Annotated in this window: 22 protein-coding genes; 12 read left to right on the forward strand and 10 right to left on the reverse strand. The window is 68.2% G+C overall.

Annotated features, from left to right (window positions below):
• Positions 1 to 17 precede the first annotated feature (17 nt).
• Complete coding sequence (locus G6N64_RS25120; protein WP_174266999.1) at positions 18 to 1,427, forward strand: aldehyde dehydrogenase; 1,410 nt, start codon at positions 18 to 20, stop codon at positions 1,425 to 1,427.
• A gap of 30 nt (positions 1,428 to 1,457) precedes the next feature.
• Here the strand turns inward: G6N64_RS25120 and G6N64_RS25125 are convergent, their stop codons facing one another.
• Positions 1,458 to 2,063: a TetR/AcrR family transcriptional regulator gene (locus G6N64_RS25125; RefSeq protein ID WP_163800524.1), complete on the reverse strand. Its 606-nt coding sequence runs from the start codon at positions 2,061 to 2,063 to the stop codon at positions 1,458 to 1,460.
• Between the two features lie 134 nt (positions 2,064 to 2,197).
• Between G6N64_RS25125 and G6N64_RS25130 the strand changes: the two genes are divergently transcribed.
• The 4 genes from G6N64_RS25130 (at position 2,198) to G6N64_RS25145 (ending at position 6,733) form a co-directional block, all read left to right on the forward strand.
• A complete protein-coding gene (locus G6N64_RS25130; protein ID WP_163800525.1) occupies positions 2,198 to 3,370 on the forward strand; it encodes a spirocyclase AveC family protein in 1,173 nt (390 codons plus the stop codon).
• Positions 3,357 to 4,178: a CbbQ/NirQ/NorQ/GpvN family protein gene (locus G6N64_RS25135; RefSeq protein ID WP_163800526.1), complete on the forward strand. Its 822-nt coding sequence runs from the start codon at positions 3,357 to 3,359 to the stop codon at positions 4,176 to 4,178. Before G6N64_RS25130 ends, G6N64_RS25135 begins: the two co-directional genes overlap by 14 nt.
• A gap of 5 nt (positions 4,179 to 4,183) precedes the next feature.
• A complete protein-coding gene (locus G6N64_RS25140) occupies positions 4,184 to 5,854 on the forward strand; it encodes a nitric oxide reductase activation protein NorD (RefSeq protein ID WP_163800527.1) in 1,671 nt (556 codons plus the stop codon).
• A 102-nt stretch (positions 5,855 to 5,956) separates the two neighbouring features.
• Positions 5,957 to 6,733 carry an emopamil-binding protein gene (locus G6N64_RS25145; RefSeq protein ID WP_163800528.1) on the forward strand — a complete coding sequence of 259 codons (777 nt, stop codon included), beginning with the start codon at positions 5,957 to 5,959 and terminating at the stop codon, positions 6,731 to 6,733.
• 9 nt (positions 6,734 to 6,742) lie between these two features.
• On the opposite strand, the gene G6N64_RS25150 is transcribed toward G6N64_RS25145, so the two are convergent.
• Positions 6,743 to 6,931: a hypothetical protein gene (locus G6N64_RS25150; protein WP_163800529.1), complete on the reverse strand. Its 189-nt coding sequence runs from the start codon at positions 6,929 to 6,931 to the stop codon at positions 6,743 to 6,745.
• Between the two features lie 81 nt (positions 6,932 to 7,012).
• Here G6N64_RS25150 and G6N64_RS25155 point away from each other — a divergent pair, with 81 nt between their 5' ends.
• Genes G6N64_RS25155 through G6N64_RS25170 form a run of 4 tightly spaced genes read left to right on the forward strand, consistent with a single transcriptional unit; the run spans position 7,013 to position 10,996 of the window.
• The gene (locus G6N64_RS25155; RefSeq protein WP_246230795.1) at positions 7,013 to 7,672 is read left to right on the forward strand and encodes a TetR/AcrR family transcriptional regulator; all 660 of its coding nucleotides are present in this window, start codon (positions 7,013 to 7,015) and stop codon (positions 7,670 to 7,672) included.
• A gap of 26 nt (positions 7,673 to 7,698) precedes the next feature.
• Entirely contained in the window at positions 7,699 to 8,997 is a 1,299-nt protein-coding gene (locus tag G6N64_RS25160) for an acyl-CoA dehydrogenase family protein (RefSeq protein ID WP_163800530.1), read from the forward strand.
• A 38-nt stretch (positions 8,998 to 9,035) separates the two neighbouring features.
• Positions 9,036 to 10,028, forward strand: a complete 993-nt coding sequence (locus G6N64_RS25165; protein ID WP_276018664.1) for a phosphotransferase family protein — start codon at positions 9,036 to 9,038, stop codon at positions 10,026 to 10,028.
• Positions 10,028 to 10,996 (forward strand): NADPH:quinone oxidoreductase family protein, encoded by a 969-nt coding sequence (locus G6N64_RS25170; RefSeq protein ID WP_163802110.1) that lies wholly within the window; start codon positions 10,028 to 10,030, stop codon positions 10,994 to 10,996. The genes G6N64_RS25165 and G6N64_RS25170 overlap by 1 nt, the downstream gene beginning before the upstream one ends.
• A gap of 10 nt (positions 10,997 to 11,006) precedes the next feature.
• On the opposite strand, the gene G6N64_RS25175 is transcribed toward G6N64_RS25170, so the two are convergent.
• The 8 genes from G6N64_RS25175 to G6N64_RS25210 form a co-directional block, all read right to left on the reverse strand.
• On the reverse strand, positions 11,007 to 11,513 hold the full coding sequence (locus G6N64_RS25175) for a hypothetical protein (RefSeq protein WP_163800532.1): 507 nt from the start codon (positions 11,511 to 11,513) through the stop codon (positions 11,007 to 11,009).
• On the reverse strand, positions 11,510 to 12,172 hold the full coding sequence (locus tag G6N64_RS25180) for a TetR/AcrR family transcriptional regulator (protein WP_163800533.1): 663 nt from the start codon (positions 12,170 to 12,172) through the stop codon (positions 11,510 to 11,512). The genes G6N64_RS25175 and G6N64_RS25180 overlap by 4 nt, the downstream gene beginning before the upstream one ends.
• Positions 12,173 to 12,300: 128 nt before the next feature.
• A complete protein-coding gene (locus G6N64_RS25185) occupies positions 12,301 to 13,446 on the reverse strand; it encodes a thiolase family protein (RefSeq protein WP_163800534.1) in 1,146 nt (381 codons plus the stop codon).
• A gap of 5 nt (positions 13,447 to 13,451) precedes the next feature.
• Entirely contained in the window at positions 13,452 to 14,273 is an 822-nt protein-coding gene (locus G6N64_RS25190) for an enoyl-CoA hydratase/isomerase family protein (protein ID WP_163800535.1), read from the reverse strand.
• Positions 14,266 to 15,507, reverse strand: a complete 1,242-nt coding sequence (locus G6N64_RS25195) for a CaiB/BaiF CoA transferase family protein (protein ID WP_163800536.1) — start codon at positions 15,505 to 15,507, stop codon at positions 14,266 to 14,268. The genes G6N64_RS25190 and G6N64_RS25195 overlap by 8 nt, the downstream gene beginning before the upstream one ends.
• A complete protein-coding gene (locus G6N64_RS25200) occupies positions 15,504 to 16,271 on the reverse strand; it encodes an SDR family NAD(P)-dependent oxidoreductase (protein WP_163800537.1) in 768 nt (255 codons plus the stop codon). Before G6N64_RS25200 ends, G6N64_RS25195 begins: the two co-directional genes overlap by 4 nt.
• Positions 16,271 to 17,449, reverse strand: a complete 1,179-nt coding sequence (locus G6N64_RS25205; RefSeq protein ID WP_163802111.1) for an acyl-CoA dehydrogenase family protein — start codon at positions 17,447 to 17,449, stop codon at positions 16,271 to 16,273. Before G6N64_RS25205 ends, G6N64_RS25200 begins: the two co-directional genes overlap by 1 nt.
• A gap of 111 nt (positions 17,450 to 17,560) precedes the next feature.
• Positions 17,561 to 18,853, reverse strand: a complete 1,293-nt coding sequence (locus G6N64_RS25210) for an amidohydrolase family protein (protein WP_163800538.1) — start codon at positions 18,851 to 18,853, stop codon at positions 17,561 to 17,563.
• Between the two features lie 291 nt (positions 18,854 to 19,144).
• Between G6N64_RS25210 and G6N64_RS25215 the strand changes: the two genes are divergently transcribed.
• The 3 genes from G6N64_RS25215 to G6N64_RS25225 are packed head-to-tail and all read left to right on the forward strand — an operon-like array spanning position 19,145 to position 21,336.
• A complete protein-coding gene (locus G6N64_RS25215) occupies positions 19,145 to 19,675 on the forward strand; it encodes a carboxymuconolactone decarboxylase family protein (protein WP_163800539.1) in 531 nt (176 codons plus the stop codon).
• Positions 19,676 to 19,679: 4 nt separating this feature from the next.
• Entirely contained in the window at positions 19,680 to 21,014 is a 1,335-nt protein-coding gene (locus G6N64_RS25220; protein WP_163800540.1) for an SRPBCC family protein, read from the forward strand.
• Positions 21,007 to 21,336 (forward strand): hypothetical protein, encoded by a 330-nt coding sequence (locus tag G6N64_RS25225; RefSeq protein ID WP_163800541.1) that lies wholly within the window; start codon positions 21,007 to 21,009, stop codon positions 21,334 to 21,336. Before G6N64_RS25220 ends, G6N64_RS25225 begins: the two co-directional genes overlap by 8 nt.
• The last annotated feature ends 2 nt before the right edge of the window (positions 21,337 to 21,338 follow it).

Consider the following 21,338-nt stretch of genomic DNA (forward strand, 5'->3'; position numbering starts at 1 on the left):
TCATCGGCGGTGCGTGGATGGCACCCGGCACCGATGCCCGCATCGAGGTGGTATCGCCGTCCACCGAAACCCCCGTGGCACGGGTGGCCGCCGCGGCACCTGCGGACGTCGATGACGCGGTGGCCGCCGCCCGGGCGGCGTTCGACACCGGGCCGTGGCCGAGACTGGACCCCGGAGAGCGCATCGCCGCCATCCGCCGGTTGGCCGAGTGCTACGGCGAACGGCGCACGGAGATGGCCGAACTCATCACCTCCGAGCTGGGGGCTCCGATCGGCTTCGCCAGGCGTGCCCAGGTCGCCCTGCCGTGGAGCATGATCACCGCGTTCTGCGATCTCGCCGAAACGTACCCGTGGCGGGAGGTGCGGCCGGGGCGGTACGGCTCCGACCTCCACGTTCTTCGCGAGCCAATCGGCGTCGCTGCGGCCGTCGTGCCGTGGAACATGCCGCAGTTCCTGATCATCACCAAGCTGGTGCCCGCCCTGTTGGCCGGATGCTCGGTCATCGTGAAACCCGCACCGGAGACACCCCTGAACGCACTGCTGCTCGCCGAACTCATCGCCGAGGCGGACCTGCCGCCGGGCGTGGTCAGCGTGCTTCCCGGCGGCCGTGAACTCAGCGAGTACCTGGTGGGGCACCCGGGTGTGGACAAGGTGTCCTTCACCGGTTCGACCGGCGCCGGCAAGGCGGTGGCCGCAGCCTGCGCCACCGATCTACGCCGCGTCAGCCTCGAACTCGGCGGGAAGTCCGCGGCCATCGTCCTCGACGACGCGGACCCCGCCACCGTGGCGACGGGCATCCGGTCGGCGAGCCTGTCGAACAGTGGGCAGATCTGCAACGCGCTGACTCGCGTGCTGGTGCCTGCCGGCCGCGCCGACGAATTCACCGACGCGCTCGCCGCGGAGGTCGCCGGCCTCACCGTCGGCGACCCCTGGGACGACGCGACGCAAGTGGGTCCGCTCGTCGCGCAACGCCAGCAGGACCGGGTCCGCGAGTACATCGACGTCGGTCGGCGCGAGGGCGCCCGCCTCGTCGTGGGCGGCCCCGACATGCCCGACGGCATCGACCGCGGGTGGTACGTCCGTCCGACGCTGTTCGCGGAGGCCGACAACTCCATGCGCATCGCCCGCGAGGAGATCTTCGGTCCGGTGCTCGTCGTCATCCCCTATACGGACGACGACCACGCCGTGACCATCGCCAACGACTCCGACTACGGCCTGGCCGGCTCCGTGTTCACCGCCGACTCCGACCGCGGACTCGCTGTAGCCCACCGCATCCGCACCGGCACGTTCGGCGTCAACCAGGGCTACACGATGGACCCGTTCGCTCCTTTCGGCGGCGTCAAGAACAGCGGATATGGCCGCGAGCTGGGCCGCGAGGGAATCGACGGGTACGCCGATACCAAGTCGATCTCGGTGGCGCAAACCTGATTCGGCCGGTGTGCCGTCGCCCACGTGGGTTCAGTCCGGCAGCTTGATCGCCGACAGGTACATCTCCACGACGGGCCTGAAGAGATCCACGTCGTCGAGCTGGCTGCCGAGGACCACGGAGTCACTGGTGGCGACCAACGCCCGGGCGAAGGTCAGCGGCGGGATCAACAGGCTGCCCCCGAGCGCTTCGATGCCCTCCACGATGAACGTCGCCAAGGCGTCCACCACTTCTGACCGCTTGGCGGCCACTCGGTCTCGAGCCTCCGGATTACGGACCAGGTACAGCGTGAACTCGAGGCCCAGTGCGGCATGCTCGGCGCCGCGGTCGATGCTCAGCTGGCGCCAGCGCTCGGCGATCTCGTCGAGTTCACGTCCCCCGACGCGGTTTGCGTCCGACATGACCTCGGCGAAGTTGTCGAAGTAGCGTCGCCAGTAGCGATCGCTGACCGCCAGGAACAGCTCCTCCTTGGTCGCGAAGTGCTTGTAGATGGCGCCCTTGGTGTAGCCGGCCGCGTGCGCGATGTCATCCAGAGTCGCTGATGTGAAACCCTTTTCGGCGAAGACGTCTTCGGCGGCGTCGAGCAGCAGCGCGCGGGTGTGCTCGAGCCGCCGTTCGCGGGTCCACCGCTCCACCATGGCGAAAGTCTGTCACAGATTCTCAGATACCCATTGGCTATTCAGATACCGATGAGTATATTCGAGCGCATTGGGTCGCCGACGCCAGGTGCGCGGCGGGTGACCGCTGTCAGATCGCCGGGAGGAATCCGATCATGAGTGACCCGTTCAAGAAGTCCGCCATCACCGAGTCGGTCAGTGCGACAACCGACCTGGGGCGAGAGAGGCCGCCGTCGTCGGGCGCCTTCAAGGTCTGGGCGACGGTGGGCGCCGTGTTCCTGGCCTACACGCTCTACGTGTTCGTCCGTTGGGTCACCGGCCCCTTCTTCGAACCGGTGGAGGGGGGACCGAGCGAGCCGCCGATGTACATGCAGATCCCGCTGATGGCCAACGCCGTCATACTGTGGATCGGCCTGCCGTTCGCGCTGTGGTTCTTCCTCGTCCGGCCGTGGCTGCGGGAGAGGCGCATCACGCTCGACGGCATGCTGCTGGTGTCGATGGGCCTGATGATGTTCCAGGATCCGATGCTCAACTACTACAGCACCTGGTGCACCTACAACGCATGGCTGTGGAACCGAGGTTCCTGGGCACCGCACATCCCGGGCTGGGTGGCACACGAGGAGCCGGGCCACACCGTCCCCGAACCGTTGCTGACCAACATCCCCGGCTACATGTACGGCGTGCTGCTGATCACCATCGTCGGGTGTTGGCTCATGCGAAGGATCAAGAACCGTTGGCCCGCGATGTCCAATCTGAGACTTGTTCTGGTCACCTATGCGATCACGTTCGTGCTCGACTTCGTCATGGAGGCGTTGGTCATGCTGCCGATCGGCTTCTACTCCTATCCCGGTGCCATCCAGTCGTTGTCGTTCAACGCCGGGACGTACTACCAGTGGCCGATCTACGAGGGCTTGATGTGGGGTGGCGTTCAGGCGGCACTGTGCTGCCTGCGTTTCTTCACCGACGACCGGGGACGCACCGTCGTCGAGCGAGGCCTGGACCGTGTGCGCGGCGGGGTCGTCAAGCAGCAGTTCATCCGCTTCCTGGCGATCTTCGGCGGTGTCAGCGCCTGCTTCTTCCTCTTCTACAACGTGCCCGCGACCTGGCTCGGCATGCACGGCGACCCGTGGCCGGAAGACGTGCAGAAGCGCTCGTACTTCAACCCCGGCATCTGCGGCGAGGGAACCGACCGACCGTGTCCGAATCCCGTTCTGCCGCTAACGACCAAGCACTCGGGGTTCGTCGACCACGACGGCGAGCTGGTACTGCCCGACGGCGTGACGATGCCATCCGTGGTGCCGATCCAACGTGCCGATGACGGTCGATAGTCTCCGGCCGCCGGCCGAGAGCGGTTCACCGGCACCGTTCTACCGTGCCGTCGGCAAGGAGGTCGAGACCTTCCGGGCGGCGGCGCGGCGAGGTTCACCGGTACTGCTCAAGGGACCCACCGGGTGCGGTAAGACCCGCTTCGTCGAGGCCATGGCCCACGAGTTCGGACGGGAACTGATCACCGTGGCCGGCCACGAGGACATGACCTCGGCAGACCTCGTCGGCCGGTTCCTGCTCAAGGGTGGTGAGACCGTCTGGGCCGACGGTCCGCTGACCCGGGCCGTGCGGGAGGGCGCCATCTGCTACCTCGACGAGATCGTCGAAGCCCGCCAGGACACCACTGTCGTCATCCATCCGCTCGCCGACCACCGCCGCGAGCTGCCCATCGATCGCCTGGGGATCACCCTGTCCGCCGCCCCGGGCTTTCAGCTCGTCGTCTCCTACAACCCCGGGTACCAGAGCATCCTCAAGAGCCTCAAGGAGTCGACGCGTCAGCGATTCGTCGCGATCACCCTCGGCTTTCCCACTGCCGACGTCGAGACCGACGTCGTCGCCCGCGAGGCGGGCATCGACGAGTCGACCGCGCGATCGCTGGTCGCGCTCGGCGCTGCCATCCGCGGTCTGGACGGGTCGGCGCTCAACGAGGTCGCATCGACGCGGATCCTGATCCTCGCGGGCGGCCTCGTCGCCGAGGGGCTCGGCCTGCGGGACGCGGTCCAGTCGGCCGTCGTCGAGGTGCTGTCCGACGACCCGGACGTGATCCGCGCCCTCGGTGAGCTGGCCGATGCGGTCCTGCCACGGCCGTGAATTCCATGGGGCCCGAACGGTTCCGCTTCCTCGCGAGCGTCGTCGCAGGACGGCACGTCGACGTCGCGGCAGCCGCTGATGGTCAGTCCGCCCATACCGACGGGCAGGTGATCTTCGTCTCGGCGGACCGCAGCGCCGACCACCAGCGTCGCGAGGTCCTGGTGCAGAGCGCTCTGCTGGGTGCGGGCAGCTTCGATCGTCGGCACTTGCGGCACCTGCGGGGACGGCCCGCGGTGGCACGGCGCTACCTGGCACTGGAGGGCCGCCGCGTGCTGGTCGACCTCGTGCCGCGCCTGCCTCTGGCAGCCGCCGTGTGCGAGGGCGACGCCCGAACGTGCTCCGCCGAGGAGTCCCTCGACATCGCTTCGAGCAGAACGTCGATCGCGGCCGCGCCCGAGTGGTTCGGCACCATCCGTCCCTCGGTGCTGATGCGCGCACCGACGCCGGCGGGCTCCTCCGCCGCCGAGGGAGGTCCCCGGCTGACGTTCGACCCCGCGGACGCCGCCGGCGTGGACGAGGGCGACGAGGACGACGAGCCGTCCGGGAAGAGCCGGATCCTGAGACTGTTCGAGCTTCCGGTCGGGGCGCAGGCACCGGCACGGTTCCTGCGCGCGCTGTTCGGCAGCTCGCGGTCCCCCGGGAGCGACGGCGCCGGCGGCGAGTTGAGCGTCGGTTCGATCCGGCGCGCATCGGCCACCGGCGGGGCCGCACGGCCGTCGCCGACCCCGATCGTGTTCACCGGTGACGAGCGATCCGGCAGCGCCCTCGGCGTTCGCGGCGCCCGGTACCCGGAGTGGGACGTGTACGGCAACCGATATCGCGAGGATTGGTGCCGGGTCGTCGACTTCCCGGTCATCACCGGTGCGGACGTCCCGGGTGCCGGCGTACTCTGCGACGCCGTGTTGCGGCAACGACTCTCGCGCGTCGGGCTGGGCCCCAGGGCGTTGCGTGCCCGACCCGACGGTGACGATGTGGACACCGAGGCGCTCGTGAACCTCGCCGTGGATCTCAGATCCGGACACTCACCGGACGAGCACGTCTACACCGAACGCCGCAGGGTCGCCCGAAATCTGGGCGTGCTCGTCCTGCTCGACGCATCGGGCTCGGCGACCGACGCCGATCTGGAGGGCCTCGCCGTCCACGAACATCAACGCCGCGCGGCTGCCACACTCGCAGCGACACTCGAAGAACTCGGTGACCGCGTCGCGGTGTACGGGTTCCGCTCCCACGGGCGCAACGCCGTGCACCTGCCCGCGATCAAGACGTTCGGGCAGCGCTTCGGAGCGCTCAGCCGGGCCCGCCTGGATCACCTGCAGCCCGCGGGATACACCCGCCTCGGTGCCGGCATCCGCGGCGCCGCCGCGATCCTGCAGCGCGACTCCGGAACCCCCAATCGACTCCTCCTGGTGCTGTCGGACGGTCACCCCTACGACGACGGCTACGAGGATCGGTACGCAGAGGCGGACGTGCGCAGGGCCCTCGACGAACTTCGGGCAGACGGCATGGGCTGCCTGTGTCTGTCGATCGGCGCCGCCACCGATGGAGAATCGCTGCGACGGGTCTTCGGTCCGGCGAGTCATGCCCACGCCGCCACGCTCGCCGCGCTCAGCCCTCGGATGGACGAGCTCTTCGTGTCGGCACTGCAGGAACTCGCGGCACCTCGTGCCCGGCGTTGACACCTCGGTCGGCCATACGGTTCCCCAGACGGTGTCCCGTCGATATGCTGCCACGTGGCAAGTAGGTGAGATTGCCATTCCGGACCGCGGAGGTGGACGTCGATGACGACTGTGCAGCAGCACGAGACGAACTTCGCTCGGCCGGTCGCACCCCACCGTGGGCGCATCTACCTGTACACCGGGTTGTTCACCTTCGCGGTGTTCCTGTTGATGACCATCGGCGTGCAGATCGATCTCATCCCCCCGACGTTCACCACAGACGTGGTCGTCAATCTGATCTTCGGCGTTCCCGTGCTGCTCCTCCCCCTGGTGATCCTGTGGGATGCACCCGGCGAGAAGCGAACTCGTCTCGACCGGGCTGCCGAACTCACGCTGTTCTACCTGCCGTACACGGCGGGCAGCCAGATCGGCTACGAGCTGATGTTCCTCATCGGCCACCCGCTGGGCCTCTGGGCGCCGACCACCGATCCCGGCTGGAAGTGGTTGTGGTGGCAGTACGGACTGGCCGACACCCGCTACGTCAGCGGCAACCCGTGGATCTTCGCGCTGGAGATCGTCGGCGTACTGACCGGGACGACGGTGTTCGTCATGTGGACGCGTCTGATCCGTCCCCAGCTGGCCACCGAGGCACGGATCCGTTGCCTCTGGGTGACGTTCGCGGGCGTGGCGATCCTCATGAGCAGCACGGCGGTCTACTTCATCTCGGAAGTGGGCGCCGGTTTCGCCGACATCGGACAGGGCGCCTTCGGCCTCGGGTTCAAGTTCATCGCCGAGAACGTCCCGTTCATCGTCCTGCCCCCGTTGGTGCTGTACGCCACCTACCTCCAGATCGACCATCTGACGCGCAGGGCCGGTCCCCTCGATCCGCCCGTCGCGTAGCAGTGGCACTCACCGCCGGCGGCCGCGTGCCTTCGAGCCAACGGCGACGAACACGCTGAGCCCCACCGCCACCGCGAAGATGCCGACGATCAGGTGGCGGACGCCATCGCTCGCCACGTATGCCCACAGCTGCAGGCCTCCCGCGACCAGTGCCAGCAGCCCGAACGCCAGTGCTGCCACACGCAGTGCCGTCGTCATGCCACGAGTCTGCCGTGGATTTGCGCGCTGCCGGTTGGTCTGACTCTGGTCAGCTTCGCCGAACCGCGCTATGGTCCGAAGATGCCCACCACTCACCGCGGCAATGGTGCTGACCACGGTCAGCGGCGCGCAACGTTCCAGCGGGCCAAGTCGCACGAGACCAAGCGGATGCTGGTGCAGGCCGCGATGGCGCTGTGGCGAACCAAGGGCTACTCGCACACGACGGTCGCCGAGATCTGCACGGCCGCCGGGGTCTCCAAGGCGCTGTTCTACTTCTACTTTCCCCGCAAGGAGGACGTCCTGTTCGAGGTGGGCGTCGTGTCCACTCAGACCGCGCACCGCGCGATCCACGCGCTGCTCGACGGAGACTACGAGATCGGTGCGGTGATCGCCGCCGCGCTCCGGGCATTCGAGAAGTCGATGGCGCGCAACCCGCGCGATCTGATCATCGAGACAATCCTCGAGGGTTATCGCCACGAGCACCGACTGCTCGCCGACGGTGTCCGTCTCGGACACGACACCGACATGTTCACCGAGCTGTTCACCCGTGCCGCCGCCGACGGAAGGCTGGGCTCGGCGCCGAACGACGCCGACGTCGCACACCTCGCCTATCTCGCACAGACGCTGGTGAGCGAAGGCGCACGACACTGGGCCGCAGGCGCATTCGGTGAGAGGTCCTTCGCCGACGTCGTCACCGCGGACATCGTCATGCTCGTCGACGGCTACGCGCACTGCCACTAGAACCCGATCACCGCCGAGGAGGCGCCATGTGGGACTTCCGGACCGACCCCGACTACCAGGCACAGCTGGACTGGGCGGATGACTTCGTGCGCACCGAGGTCGAGCCCCTCGACCTCATCTGGCCGCACCTGCAGTTCACACCGCTCGACGACGCCAGACGTGCCGTGGTCGATCCGCTGAAGGAGCAGGTCCGTCAGAAGGGTCTGTGGGCGACACACCTCGGCCCCGAGTTCGGCGGCCAAGGATACGGCCAGCTCAAGCTCGCGTTGCTGAACGAGATCCTCGGCCGCTCGCAATGGGCGCCGATCGTCTTCGGCTGCCAGGCCCCGGACACCGGCAACGCGGAGATCATCGCCCACTACGGCACCCCGGAGCAGAAGGACCGCTACCTGCGGCCGCTGCTCGAGGGCGAGCTGTTCTCCAGCTATTCGATGACCGAGCCGCAGGGTGGCGCCGACCCCACGCAGTTCACCACCCGCGCGGTCCGCGACGGCGACGACTGGGTGATCAACGGCTGGAAGTACTTCTCGTCCAACGCCAGTACCGCGTCGTTCCTGATCGTCATGGTCGTCACCAACCCCGACGTCAGCCCGTACCAGGGCATGTCGATGTTCCTGCTGCCGACCGACACCCCGGGCGTGCGCATCGTGCGCAACAGCGGTCTCTACGGGGAAGCCGAGGGCGAGGGCAGCCACGCGCTCATCCACTACGACGACGTGCGCGTGCCCGAGACGGCGCTGCTCGGCGGCGAGGGGCAGGCGTTCGTCATCGCCCAGACCCGACTGGGTGGCGGCCGCATCCACCACGCGATGCGGACGATCGGCCTGGCGCAGAAGGCGATCGACATGATGTGCGAGCGCGCCCTGAGCAGGACGACCGCAGGCACCCTGCTCGCCGACAAGCAGGTGGTGCAGGGGTACGTCGCCGACTCCTACGCACAGTTGCGGCAGTTCCGACTGATGGTGCTGCACACCGCGTGGGAGATCGACGAATTCAACGACTACAAGAGGGTCCGCAAGGACATCGCAGCGGTGAAGGTGGTGATGCCCACGGTGCTGCACGACATCGCGTGGCGCGCCATGCAGGTGCACGGGGCACTCGGCGTCACCAACGAGATGCCGTTCATGGCAATGGTCACCGGCGCCGCGGTGATGGGACTGGCCGACGGTCCCACCGAGGTGCACAAGACGACCGTCGCCAAGCAGGTGCTGCGCGACTACCGTGCCACCGACGACGTATGGCCCTCGGAGTGGCTGCCCCGCAAGCGCGACGAGGCCCGACAGCGGTTCGCGGAGTTCCTCGACCTCGCGGCGGCCGAACTGTGAGCGATCCGGCCATCGACGTCACCCGGTTGGCCGCGTGGATGGACGACGCCGGCCTCCCCGGTGTCGGCGAACCCCTGACGGCCCGCTTCCTCTCCGGCGGCACCCAGAACGTGATCTACGAACTCACCCGCGGCGACCAGAAGTGCGTCATCCGCATGCCACCGCCCGGCGCACCGCCGGACCGGGACAGGGGGATTCTGCGTGAGTGGCGCATCATCGAGGCACTCGACGGCTCCGACGTGCCGCACACCACGGCGATCGCGGTGTGCGACGACGCCGGCGTCCTGGGGCGCACGTTCTACCTGATGGGCTTCGTCGACGGCTGGTCACCCATGGACGAGCCAGGCCGGTGGCCGGCGCCCTTCGACAACGACCTCGAGGCCCGGGCCGGCCTGAGCCATCAACTGGCCGAGGGCATCGCGCTGCTGTCGCGGGTGGACTGGCGCGCCAGGGGCCTGCACGACCTGGGCCGCCCGGACGGCTTCCACGAGCGGCAGGTCGACCGGTGGACCGGCTTCCTCGAGCGGATCAGAGCACGCGACCTACCCGGCCTCGAGGTGGCGACGAGCTGGCTGAAGGCTCACCAACCGCTCGACTTCGTGCCGGGCCTCATGCACGGCGACTACCAGTTCGCGAACGTGATGTACCGACACGGCGCACCCGCCCGTCTCGCAGCGCTCGTCGACTGGGAGATGGGCACCGTCGGTGATCCCAAGCTCGACCTCGCGTGGATGGTGCAGAGCTGGCCCACGGACTGCGACGCGCCCGAGCCCGGCGACATGAACTACGTCGACATGCGCGGGATGCCCAGCCGCGACCGGGTGGTCGCGCACTACGCAGAGGTGTCCGGCCGACAGGTGGACGACCTCGACTACTACCTGGTGCTGGCCAAGTGGAAGCTGGCGATCGTGCTGGAGCAGGGCTTCCAGCGGGCAGGCGACGACGAGAAGCTGCTCGCCTTCGGCCCGGTCGTCACCGATCTGATGGCGTCGGCGGCCGAGCTGGCCGAGTCAACCGACTACACCGGGTGATGCGAGCTGCGGTATGCCCGGCCCACGGGCCACCCGACGTCGTGCGGATCGAGGAGATGCCGGCACCGACCCTCGCCGACGGTGAGGCGCTCGTCCGGGTCGACGTGGCGGCCGTCAACTTTCCCGACGTGCTCCTGATCGCGGGCACGTATCAGATCAGGGTGCCGCCGCCCTTCGTGCCGGGTAGTGAGTACGCCGGCGTGGTCGTCGAAACCCGCGGCGACACCGGCAGTCTCGCGGTCGGCGACCGCGTGACGGGCACCGGCATGGTCGGCGCGTTCGCCGAACTGGTCGCCGCACCCGCGACCGGGCTGGTCCGCACCCCCGACGGCGTCGACGCCGCGCGCGCGGCCGCCGGAGGAGTGGGTCATCGCACCGCCCACCACGCGCTGCGGTCGGTCGCGCGCATCGCACCCGGCGACGACCTCGTGGTCCTCGGCGCAGGCGGCGGGGTGGGTCTGGCCGCGGTCCAGCTCGGGGTGATCATGGGCGCAACGGTCACCGCGGTCGCGTCGTCGGCCGAGAAGCTCGCCGTCTCGACGTCCTACGGCGCATCCCACGCGATCGACCACCGCAACGGCGACCTGCGCCAGGCACTTCGCGACGTCCTACCGCACGGATGCGCGGCGGTGCTGGACCCGGTCGGGGGCACGCTGTCGGAGCCGGCGCTGCGGTCGCTGCGCCGCGGCGGTCGGTTCGTCACCATGGGATACGCCTCGGGCGATATCCCGCGCATCCCCCTGAACCTGGTGCTGGTCAAGGGAATCGCGATCCTGGGCTTCCAGTTCCAGGACGTCGACCCCGACGAGTTCACGCGCAACGAACGCGAACTGCACGAGCTGCTGGCGACGGGGCGCGTGATGCCGCACGTCGGCGCGACCTACCCCCTGGACGAGGCGTCGGCCGCGCTTCGGCACGTCGCCGCGGGCCGCGCGATCGGCAAGGTGCTGATCGACGTCCGCGGCTGACGTCGCCGGGTCAGCTGGCGGGGACCAGGTCGGCCGCCACCGACGGACACGCCATGACACCGCAGAGGAACGTCTCGGCGCCATCGACGGACACCGAGTCGGCGACGTCGGCGGCCGCCAGTGCCTGCGCCTTGAACGCCCGCGCCGCCGCGCTGAGCCGATGCTCGACCGAACCGACCGCGTCGAGTTCGGCGGGCCAGTGCTCACCCCACAGCGTCACCTCGGTCATCCCCTGATCGAGCGCGTTGAGTACGCCCTCCCGCACGCGTGCGTCCGAACCGAACAGACACGAGGAGACGGCGACGGTCTGCGGATGCGGTCGCTCGGCCCACATCTCCAGCGCCCCTTCGAGGTCGGCCACGTCGACGCCGAGAATCTCCAGTGGGCGCAGGTCGCCACTACCGGAGAGCAGGACGGTGACGTCCCATCCGGCCATCACGCGGTCGACCAGCCAGCCGCCCGCGTAGCGAACCACCTCGGGGATGTCGGTGGCGACGACGTCGAGTCGGTACCTCATGGCGTACTCCGCGCCAGCCGAGTGGTCCGCCCGGCCTCCTGCGGCGTGAAGTCGCGGGCCAGCGACTCGCCGTAACCCTTGAACACGTCGTTGAGGGGAATCGAAGGATCGAGCAGCCATGCGGTCTCCATTCCATTGACGAACGCCAGAATCTCGACGGCCTTGATGGCCGCGTCGAAGTCGGTGCGGTAGCGGCCGGCGGCCTGCCCCTTGCGGATCAGCTCGGCCACGATGTCCACTGCCGCCTGCTGCCGCTGCAGCAACCGGCCGTGCAGCGGGGCATCCGGAGCGATGTTCTCGACGAGGAGCACCGTGAACGTGCCGACGAGTTCCGGTGCCCTGTCGAATCGCTCGGCCACCCGGCAGATCTCGGTGACCAGGTCGCCGGAGCGGTCGGCGTGCAGGTCGTCATCGGTGTCCCGGGCGTCGAGCACCGCGTTGAGCAGCTGCTCCTTGGACTCGAAGTGGTGCAGGAGCCCGGCCGGGCTGACTCCCGCCTCCTTCGCGATCTGCGCCAGCGACGTGTTGCGCCAGCCGTGACGGGCGAGCAACCGTTCGGCGACCGCGAGGATCCGGACCTTGCGGTCCTCCCCCTTGGCGAGCAGCGACTCGTACGGTCGGGGAACCGACGACCCGTCGCTTGCCTGTGGTGCGGACACTGGACCCCTTCGGTCAACCAACCAACTGAACACACAGTAGGTAGGTTGCGCGCCTGTGACAAGGGTCTCACCGGATCAATTTCGGGACCGACCGTCCCGCGCAGGCCGTCGAAACGGCCGGCCGAGGATCAGGGCAGCAGTTCGACCACGGTGGCGTTGGCCGTGCCGCCGCCCTCGCACATCGTCTGCAGTCCGTAGCGGATCCCGTTGTCCCGCATGTGGTGGATCATCCGCGTCATCAGCACCGCACCCGAGGCTCCCAGCGGGTGGCCGAGCGCGATGGCACCACCGAGTGGGTTGAGCTTCGCCTCGTCGGCACCGGTGTCGGCCAACCAGGCCAGCGGTACTGGCGCAAAGGCCTCGTTGACCTCGAACACACCGACCTCGGACAGGTCGATTCCCGCCTTGTGCAGCACCTTCGCGGTGGCGGGGATCGGCCCGGTGAGCATCAGCTTCGGGTCGGCACCCGTGACCGCTCCCGCTCGGTAGCGCGCCAGCGGCGTCAGCCCCAGCGCCACGGCGTTCTCCGCGGTCATGACGAGAAGTGCGGCGGCGCCGTCGGAGATCTGCGAGGAGTTCCCCGCGTGGATGACGCCGTCGTCGGTGAAGGCGGGCTTGAGGCCGGCCAGCTTCTCCGGCGTCGTGCCCCGACGGATGCCCTCGTCCTCGGTCACGACACCGGCTTCGGTGAAGACCGGCACGACCTGGTCGGTGAAGGCGCCGGCGTCCTGGGCCGCGGCCGCCAGTTCGTGCGACCGGGCCGAGTACTCGTCGAGTCGGGATCGGGACAGGTTCCACTGCCGAGCGATCATCTCCGCCGAGATGCCCTGGTTGAAGCCGAATCCGTCATACCGGGCAAGGGCCTTCGGACCGTAGGGCATGCCCGTGGCGCGCGCCGAACCGAGCGGCACGCGACTCATCACCTCGACGCCGCCGGCCACCACGACGTCCTGCTGACCGGACATGACGGCCTGCACGGCGAAGTCGAGTGCCTGCTGGCTGGATCCGCAGGCGCGGTTCACCGTCGTGCCCGGAATGGTCTCGGGCCACCCCGCGGCGAGCACGGCGTACCGGCCGATGTTGCTCGACTGGTCCCCCACCTGGGAGACGCATCCCCACACGACGTCGTCGACGACCTCGGGATCGACACCGGTGCGCTCCAGGAGTTCGTTGAGCACCAGGGCCGAGAGATCGGCGGCGTGCTGGTCGGCGAGCCCGCCGTTGCGCTTGCCGACCGGCGTGCGCACGGCTCCGACGATGACGGTCTCCCGCATGTCCACTACTCCGTTCCTCTGTCCGAGTTCGCGGTGCCTGCGGGCCGGATCGCCCACCGCCCGCTGAACTCCGGGTCACGCTTGGCGGCGAACGCGGCATAGGCCTCCGCGGCATCCGCCGTCGCGAAGTTACCCGGTTGCGCCCGAGCCTCGTTGGCGAGCGCCTGCCGCAGCGTGGCGTCCGCGCCGTCGTTGAGCAAGGCCTTGCTCTGCGCGACCGCGAACGGCGGGCCCGCGGCGAGCCGGTCGGCGAGATCGTCGACGTGGGCGTCGATCCCGTCGGCGGGCACCACCCACGTCACCAGACCCAGCGCGCGAGCCTCCTCGGCGTCGATCATCTCTCCGAGCAGGACGAGGCGCTTGGCCTGTTGCAGCCCAACCAGTTTCGGCAGCAGCCAGGAACCACCGAGGTCCACCGAGAGACCTCGCTTGGCGAAGATCTGGCAGAACCTGGACTCGGGCGTCGCCACCACGAGATCGCAGCCCAGGGCCAGGTTCCATCCGGCGCCGACCGCGATGCCGGTCACCTTGGCGATGGTCGGCACGGCGAGTTCGTGCAGTGCGAGTGCGACGTCGGTCAACCGGTCGAGCTTGTAGCGCGGATGCACGTCCTCGGGCACCGAGATGTCGGCGCCGGAGCAGAACGCGCCACCGGCCCCGGTGAGGATCAGCGCGCGGACGTCGCGGTCGCGCTTGAGGTCGCGCAGCGCGTCGGCCAGCGCCACCCAGAGCCCGGCGTCGAGGGCGTTCCTGCGGTCGGGCCGGTTCAGCGTCAGCGTCCGCACGCCGCCGCGATCCTCGGACAGCAGCGAGCCGGAGTCAGTCACCGTAGACCGGGCCGATCACGCCGTCGGCACGCAGCCGCGCCACGTCCTCGTCGGTGAGCCCGAATTCGCGCAGCACCGCGTCGGTGTGCTCGCCCAGTCCGGGTACCGCACCCATCGGCTGGGTGAAGTCGCTGATCACCGGTGGCGGCCGCAGCGCCGGGACGTCTCCCGCCGGCGTGCCGATCGTGCGCCATCTGTCGCGTGCGGCGAGCTGCGGGTGCACGACGACCTCGCTCGGCAGGTTGTAGCGGGAGTTGCCGATCCCGGCCGCGTCGGCGATGGCCTGGACGTCGGCGAGGTCGTGCTCGGCGCACCACGCGCCGATCGCCTCGTCCAGGACGTCCCGGTGGGCGCAGCGGTCGCCGTTGGTCGCGAACCGGGGATCGTCGGCCAGGTCCGGCCGATCGATGATCTCGCGCGCGACGCGCTGCCACTCCCGGTCGTTGGTCGTGCCGAGCACGACTGTCTGCCCGTCCCTGGTGGGGAACGCCCCGTAGGGCGCGACGGCAGGCGACCCCACCCCGAGCGGCTGCTGGTCGACGCCCGAGTGCTGGGTGTAAGTGAGCGCGTAGCCCATCACGTCGGTCATGACGTCGAACAGGCTCAGCTCGACCGAGGGTGCCGCCGCCCCGGCCGGCTTGCCACCGCGGGCGAACAGCAGGGCGAGGATGGAGATCGCCGCGTAGAGCCCCGTCGTGAAGTCCGCCATCGCGGGGCCGGGCTTCGCCGGCATGCCGGGATGGCCGGTGATGGCGCACGAACCCGACTCCGCCTGCACCAGAAGGTCGTACGCGCGCTTGTGCGATATCGGACCGCCCGGGCCGTACCCGTCGATCTCGACGGGGATGACTCCGGGATGCCGCGTCGCGAGGTCGGCGGGCGAGAGCCCCAGCCGCGCGGTGGCTCCCGGTGCCAGGTTCGACACGAACGCGTCGGCGCGATCGAGCAACCGGTGCAGCACGTCGAGCCCTGCCGGTGACTTGGTGTTCAGCGTGACGGATTCCTTGCCGCGGTTGCACCACACGAAGTGCGCGGCCAGCCCGCCGGGCCCGTTGACGACGTCGTCGTAGGCGCGGGCGAAGTCACCCCCGTTGGGGTTCTCCACCTTGATGACCCGTGCGCCGAAGTCGGCGAGTACCCGCGTGCACATGGGTGCGGCGACGGCCTGCTCCATCGCGACGATCGTGACCCCCGCCAGCGGTGCGGCCCGACGCTGCGGATCGTGCGCCGTCACATCACCATTCCGCCGTCGACCGGCAGTACCTGCCCGGTGACGTACGACGCGGCGTCCGACGCCATGAACACGAACGCGCCGGCGATCTCGGCGGGGCCGGCCCAGCGTTTGAGCGGGATGCGGTTCATCATGTTCGCCGCGAACTTCTCGTTGGTGCGGATGGTCTCGGTCATCGGCGTCGCGGCCAGTGGCGCAAGGGCGTTCACCATGATGTTCTTGGCGGCCAGTTCGCGGGCCAGCGACTTGGTGAAGCCGATCAGGCCCGCCTTCGCCGCCGAGTAGTTGACCTGACCGAGCGTCCCGGTGAGCCCCGCGGCCGACGTCACGTTGATGATGCGGCCGGTGCCGTCGGTGGGGATGTACGGCAGTGCGGCCTGGGTGCAGTGGAACGTCCCCATCACGTGGACGTCGAAGGTGAGGCGGAAGGTCTCGTCGGTCAGCTTCGGGAACATCGCCGGCGCAGTGACACCCGCGTTGTTGACCAGGATGTGCAGGGCGCCGCCGCCGAGTTCGGCGGCCTTCGCCGCGGCGGCGTCCGCGGCACCGCGGTCGCCCACGTCGAGGGCGGCGCTGTCGGCGGTGCCGCCACCGGCCCGGATCCCCTCGGCCACCGCAGCCGCAGCATCGCCGTCGATGTCGGTGACGAGCACGGCCGCACCGGCCTGTGCGAGCGCCGCGGCGACGGCGGCACCGATGCCGCCGCCGGCCCCGGCGCCGGTGACCATCGCCGTGCGGCCGGTCAGGTCGAAGTAGCCCGACCCCATCAGTAGCTCCTCGGCATCCCGAGCACGTGCTCGCCCAGGAAGTTCAGGATCATCTCCTGGCTCACCGGGGCGATCTTCATCAGTCGCGACTCACGGAAGTACCGGGACACGTGATACTCCTCGGAGTACCCCATGCCGCCGTGGAGTTGCAGGGCCCGGTCCGCGGCGCCGAATCCCGCCTCGGCGCAGAGGTACTTGGCGGTGTTGGCCTCCCGGCCGCAGGGCTTGCCGTTGTCGTAGAGCCAGGTCGCCTTGCGCAGCACCAGTTCTGCCGCGTCGAGGTGGGCCAGCGAATCGGCGAGCGGGAATTGCAGCCCCTGGTTCATGCCGATGGGCCGGTTGAAGACGACGCGCTCGTTGCCGTACTTGACGGCCTTCTCGAGGGCGACCCGACCGATGCCCAGCGCCTCGGCGGCGATCAGCATGCGCTCGGGGTTGAGGCCGTCGAGGATGTACTTGAAGCCCTGCCCCTCCTCGCCGACCCGATCCTCGATCGGCACGATCAGGTCGTCGATGAACACCTCGTTGGAGCTGACGGCGTTGCGGCCCATCTTCTTGATCGGCCGCACGTCGACGTGGTCGCGGTCGATGTCGGTGAGGAACAGCGTCATCCCGTCGGTCTTCTTGGCGCCGCGTGCGGCCAGGGACTCCGGCGACTCGGTACGGGTGAGCAGCAGGATCTTCTCGGACTCCATGGCCTTGGAGATCCACACCTTCCGGCCGTTGACGCGGTACGAGTCGCCCTCGCGCTTGGCGAACGTCGTGATCCGCGAGGTGTCCAGGCCTGCACCGGGTTCGGTGACGCCGAAGCACACGTGCAGGTCGCCGTCCACGATGCGCGGCAGCGTCGCGGCCTTCAGCTCCTCGGATCCGTGCTTGACGACGGGCTGCATGCCGAAGATGGAGAGGTGAATGGCGCTGGCGCCGTTCATCGCCGCACCCGAGCGGGCGACCTCCTCGAGGAGCAGGGTGGCCTCGGTGATGCCGAGTCCGTGACCGCCGTACTCCTCGGGGATCGTCATCCCCAGCCAGCCGCCCGAGGCGATGGCGTCGTAGAACTCGCGAGGGAACTCGTGGTTCTGGTCCTTCTCCATCCAGTAGTGATCGTCGAACCTGCCGGCCAACTCGGCGACCGACTTCCGGATCAGTTCCTGGTCGTCGCTCAGCTCGAAGCTCATGCCACCGGACACGGTGTTCTCCTCATCCTAGAAACATCGAATGACTATGTATCACAACGCACGAGAGCGCTCGTCGGCGCGGTCCCCCGCACCGGCGAGCACTCCTCAGGCCTAGTCCTTGTTGCCCGTGAGTTCCTTGGCGTTGGCGGCGAAGTCGGCGAAGTTGGTGCCGCTCTTCTCGTGCTTGGAGAGCGCCTGGACGGACACGTCGTGTCCCTCGGCGGCCTTGCGCAGCGCGCCGACCGTGGCCTGCTCCCTGCTGATGTGGGTGAACGGATCCCAGTTGTACCAACGCATCGCGTTCTCGTAGGTCATCTTGTTGATCTCGTCGTCGGGCACGGCGTTCTCGGTCAGCACGTCGTGCAACTGCTCCGGGGCGCCCGGCCACATCGAGTCGGAGTGCGGGTAGTCCGCTTCCCAGCAGATGTTGTCGACGCCGATCTGGTTGCGCAGCGTCACCCCGACCGGATCGGCGATGAAGCACGTCAGGAAGTGCTCCCGGAACACCTCGCTGGGCAACTTGCCCCCGAAGTCCTGGTGCGTCCACGTGGAGTGCATCTCGTAGGTGCGGTCGACGCGTTCGAGGAAGTACGGGATCCAGCCGGTGCCGCCTTCACTCAGGGCGATCTTCAACGTCGGGTACTTCTTCACCGGCGCCGACCAGAGCAGGTCGGCCGCCGCCTGCACGATGTTCATCGGCTGCAGCGTGATCATCACGTCCATCGGCGCATCCGGCGCCGTGATCGCCAGGCGGCCGGAGGACCCGATGTGCACGTTCAGCACGGTCTCGGTGTCGACCAGCGCCTCCCACAGTGGCGTCCAGTAGTCGTCGTGGAAGCTGGGATACCCCATCGCCGCCGGGTTCTCGCTGAACGTCAGGGAGTGCACGCCGCGCGCCGCGTTGCGCCGCACCTCGGCCCCGCACGCCTCGGCGTCCCAGATCACCGGCAGCGTCATCGGGATGAAGCGCGCCGGGTAGGCGCCGCACCACTCCTCGACGTGCCAGTCGTTGTAGGCCTGCACCAACGCCAGGGAGAACTCCGGATCCTCGGTCGCGAACAGGCGTCCGGCGAAACCGGGGAACGACGGGAAGCACATCGAGCCGAGGATGCCGCCGGCGTTCATGTCCTTGACCCGCTCGTCGACGTCGAAGCAGCCCTTGCGGATCTCGTCGAGGCCCTGCGGCTCGAGCCCGTACTCCTCCTTCGGCCGGCCCGCGACGGCGTTGAGCGCGACGTTGGGGATGACGATGTCGCGGAACTGCCACGTGTCGGAACCGTCCGCGTTGTGCACCAGTCGCGGCGCCTCGTCGCGGTACTTGGCGGGCAGGTGATTCGCCCACATGTCCGGCGGCTCGACGATGTGGTCGTCCACGCTGATCAAGATCATGTCGTCCTTGTTCACGGACGTTCCTTTCGGTCGACGCTCGAACACCCGCGCAACGGTCGAATCAGCACGCGTTCTCTCTCTATGGAAACTATCCTCTCACCTTACGAGAATCAACGTGTTCGCATCGAGGAAAGGTCATCGATGCTGCACCGATGACCTTCTCGCGGCAACGTGAACTGCCTGCACACGGCCCCGGACGGACCGTCTCGTTGACGATTCGGCCCAGAAGTGGAAATCTATTGGTCAAATATGAGAATCTGATTCTCATAACCGCGAGATGGCGCCGAGGACCGGAGGGAGGACGTCGTGCGAGTCACACCGATCGGGCCCGAGGACTGGGACGAGAACGTGGTCAAGGCGATGTCCGTCATGCTGTCCCCCGATCGTCTGGAGCGGCGTGACCCGGGCACGGCCCTGGCCACCCTGGCGCGCAATCCCAAGCTGACGCGAGCGTTCCTGCGCTTCAACGTCTACCTGCTGTTCGGGTCGACGCTGCCCGCACGCGTTCGCGAACTCGCCGTCCTGCGCGTCGCGCACCGGCGCGGCTGCGACTACGAGTGGATCCACCACGTCGAGATGGGGACCGAGGTGGGCCTGAGTTCCGCGTCCATCGAGGCCGTCACTCGTGGGGAGGGGCTCGACGAGTTCGACCAGGCGGTGATCACCGCCGTCGACGAACTCGAGGAGAAGTCGAACATGACGGACGCGAGCTGGTCGATCCTCTCGCAGCACCTGGACGAGCCGCAACGCATGGACTTCGTCTTCACCGTCGGCTGCTATGGCCTGCTGGCCATGGCGTTCAACACCTTTGGCGTACTACCGGAACAGGAGAACTGACGACATGGCCTTCTTCAAGAAACCCGATGCGGGGAGCTGGACCGAGCACTGGCCGGAGCTGGGCACGGCGCCGGTCGACTACACCGACTCGGTCGATCCCGAGCACTGGTTGCTCGAGCAGCAGGCGATCTTCAAGAGGACCTGGCTCCAGATGGGCCGGGTGGAGCTGATTCCCAAGAAGGGCAACTACGTCACCCGTGAGTTGCCGTCGGCCGGAGCGGGCGTGTCGATCATCATCGTCAACGACGGCGAGCAGATCCGGTCCTTCTACAACTTCTGCCGCCATCGCGGTAACAAGCTGGTGTGGACCGACTTTCCCGGCGAAGAGGTGTCCGGCACCTGCCGTCAGTTCACCTGCAAGTACCACGCCTGGCGCTACTCGCTCAAGGGCGACCTGACCTTCATCCAGCAGGAGGGCGAGTTCTTCGACGTCGACAAGGCCGACTACGGATTGGTGTCGGTGCGCTGCGAGGTGTGGGAGGGCTTCATCTTCGTCAACCTCGACGACGACGCGGCGCCGCTGCGCGAGTACCTGGGCGAGTTCGCCGAGGGCCTGGAGGGCTACCCGTATCACGAGATGACGGAGCACTACAGCTACCGCTCGGAGATCAACGCGAACTGGAAACTCTTCATCGACGCCTTCACCGAGTTCTATCACGCACCGATCCTGCACATGAAGCAGGCGGAGAAGGAGGAGGCCGAGAAGCTGGCCAAGTTCGGCTTCGAAGCGCTGGCCTACGACATCAAGGGCGACCACTCGATGGTCTCGTCGTGGGGCGGCATGTCGCCGCCGAAGGACATCAACATGGTCAAGCCGATCGAACAGATTCTGCACAGTGGCCTGTTCGGCCCGTGGGACCGTCCCGACATCGACGGCATCCAGGTCGACGAACTGCCGCCGGCCATCAATCCGGGTCGGCACAAGAGCTGGGGCACCGACTCCTTCGAGTTCTTCCCCAACTTCACGCTGCTGTTCTGGGCACCGGGTTGGTACCTGACCTACAACTACTGGCCGACGGCCGTGAACAAGCACATCTTCGAGGCCGATCTGTACTTCGTGCCACCGAAGAACCTGCGTGAGCGACTGAGTCAGGAACTCGCCGCGGTCACCTTCAAGGAGTACGCCTTCCAGGACGCGAACACCCTGGAGGCCACGCAGACCCAGATCGGCACCAGGATCGTCAAGGACTTCCCGCTGTGCGATCAGGAGATCCTGCTGCGTCACCTGCACATGACCGCGCACCAGTACGTGGACAGGTACAAGGCCGAACTGGCCAACGGTTCCCAGAACGGCAAGCATGCCGCCACCACCGACGTGAAGGACGCCGCACGTGTCTAAGTTGCCCGAGGAGTTCGCCGACCTGGAGCGGTTCGCCGACTGGTGCCTGCCCACCGAGGAGGAGCGCTACCAGAAGCGCCTGAACTCGACGATGGCCGAGATGCAGGAGTTCTACGACGCAGGCATGGCGCGACTCGAGGACATCATGGTCTATGTCGACGCCCGCTTTCCGCTCGCGTCGATGCCGGAGGACGCCAAGGCCCTGGTCCACCTGGGTCAGTCGATCGTGATGGTCAGCTTCCCGATCGAGGTGTGGAAGCAGCCGCGGGTCCTCGACAGCGGCGCCGCCTACATCGACCTCATCAAGGAGCCGGTGGTCTAGGC

It is taken from the genome of Mycolicibacterium sediminis, from assembly GCF_010731735.1.
Classification (GTDB): Bacteria; Actinomycetota; Actinomycetes; order Mycobacteriales; family Mycobacteriaceae; genus Mycobacterium; species Mycobacterium sediminis.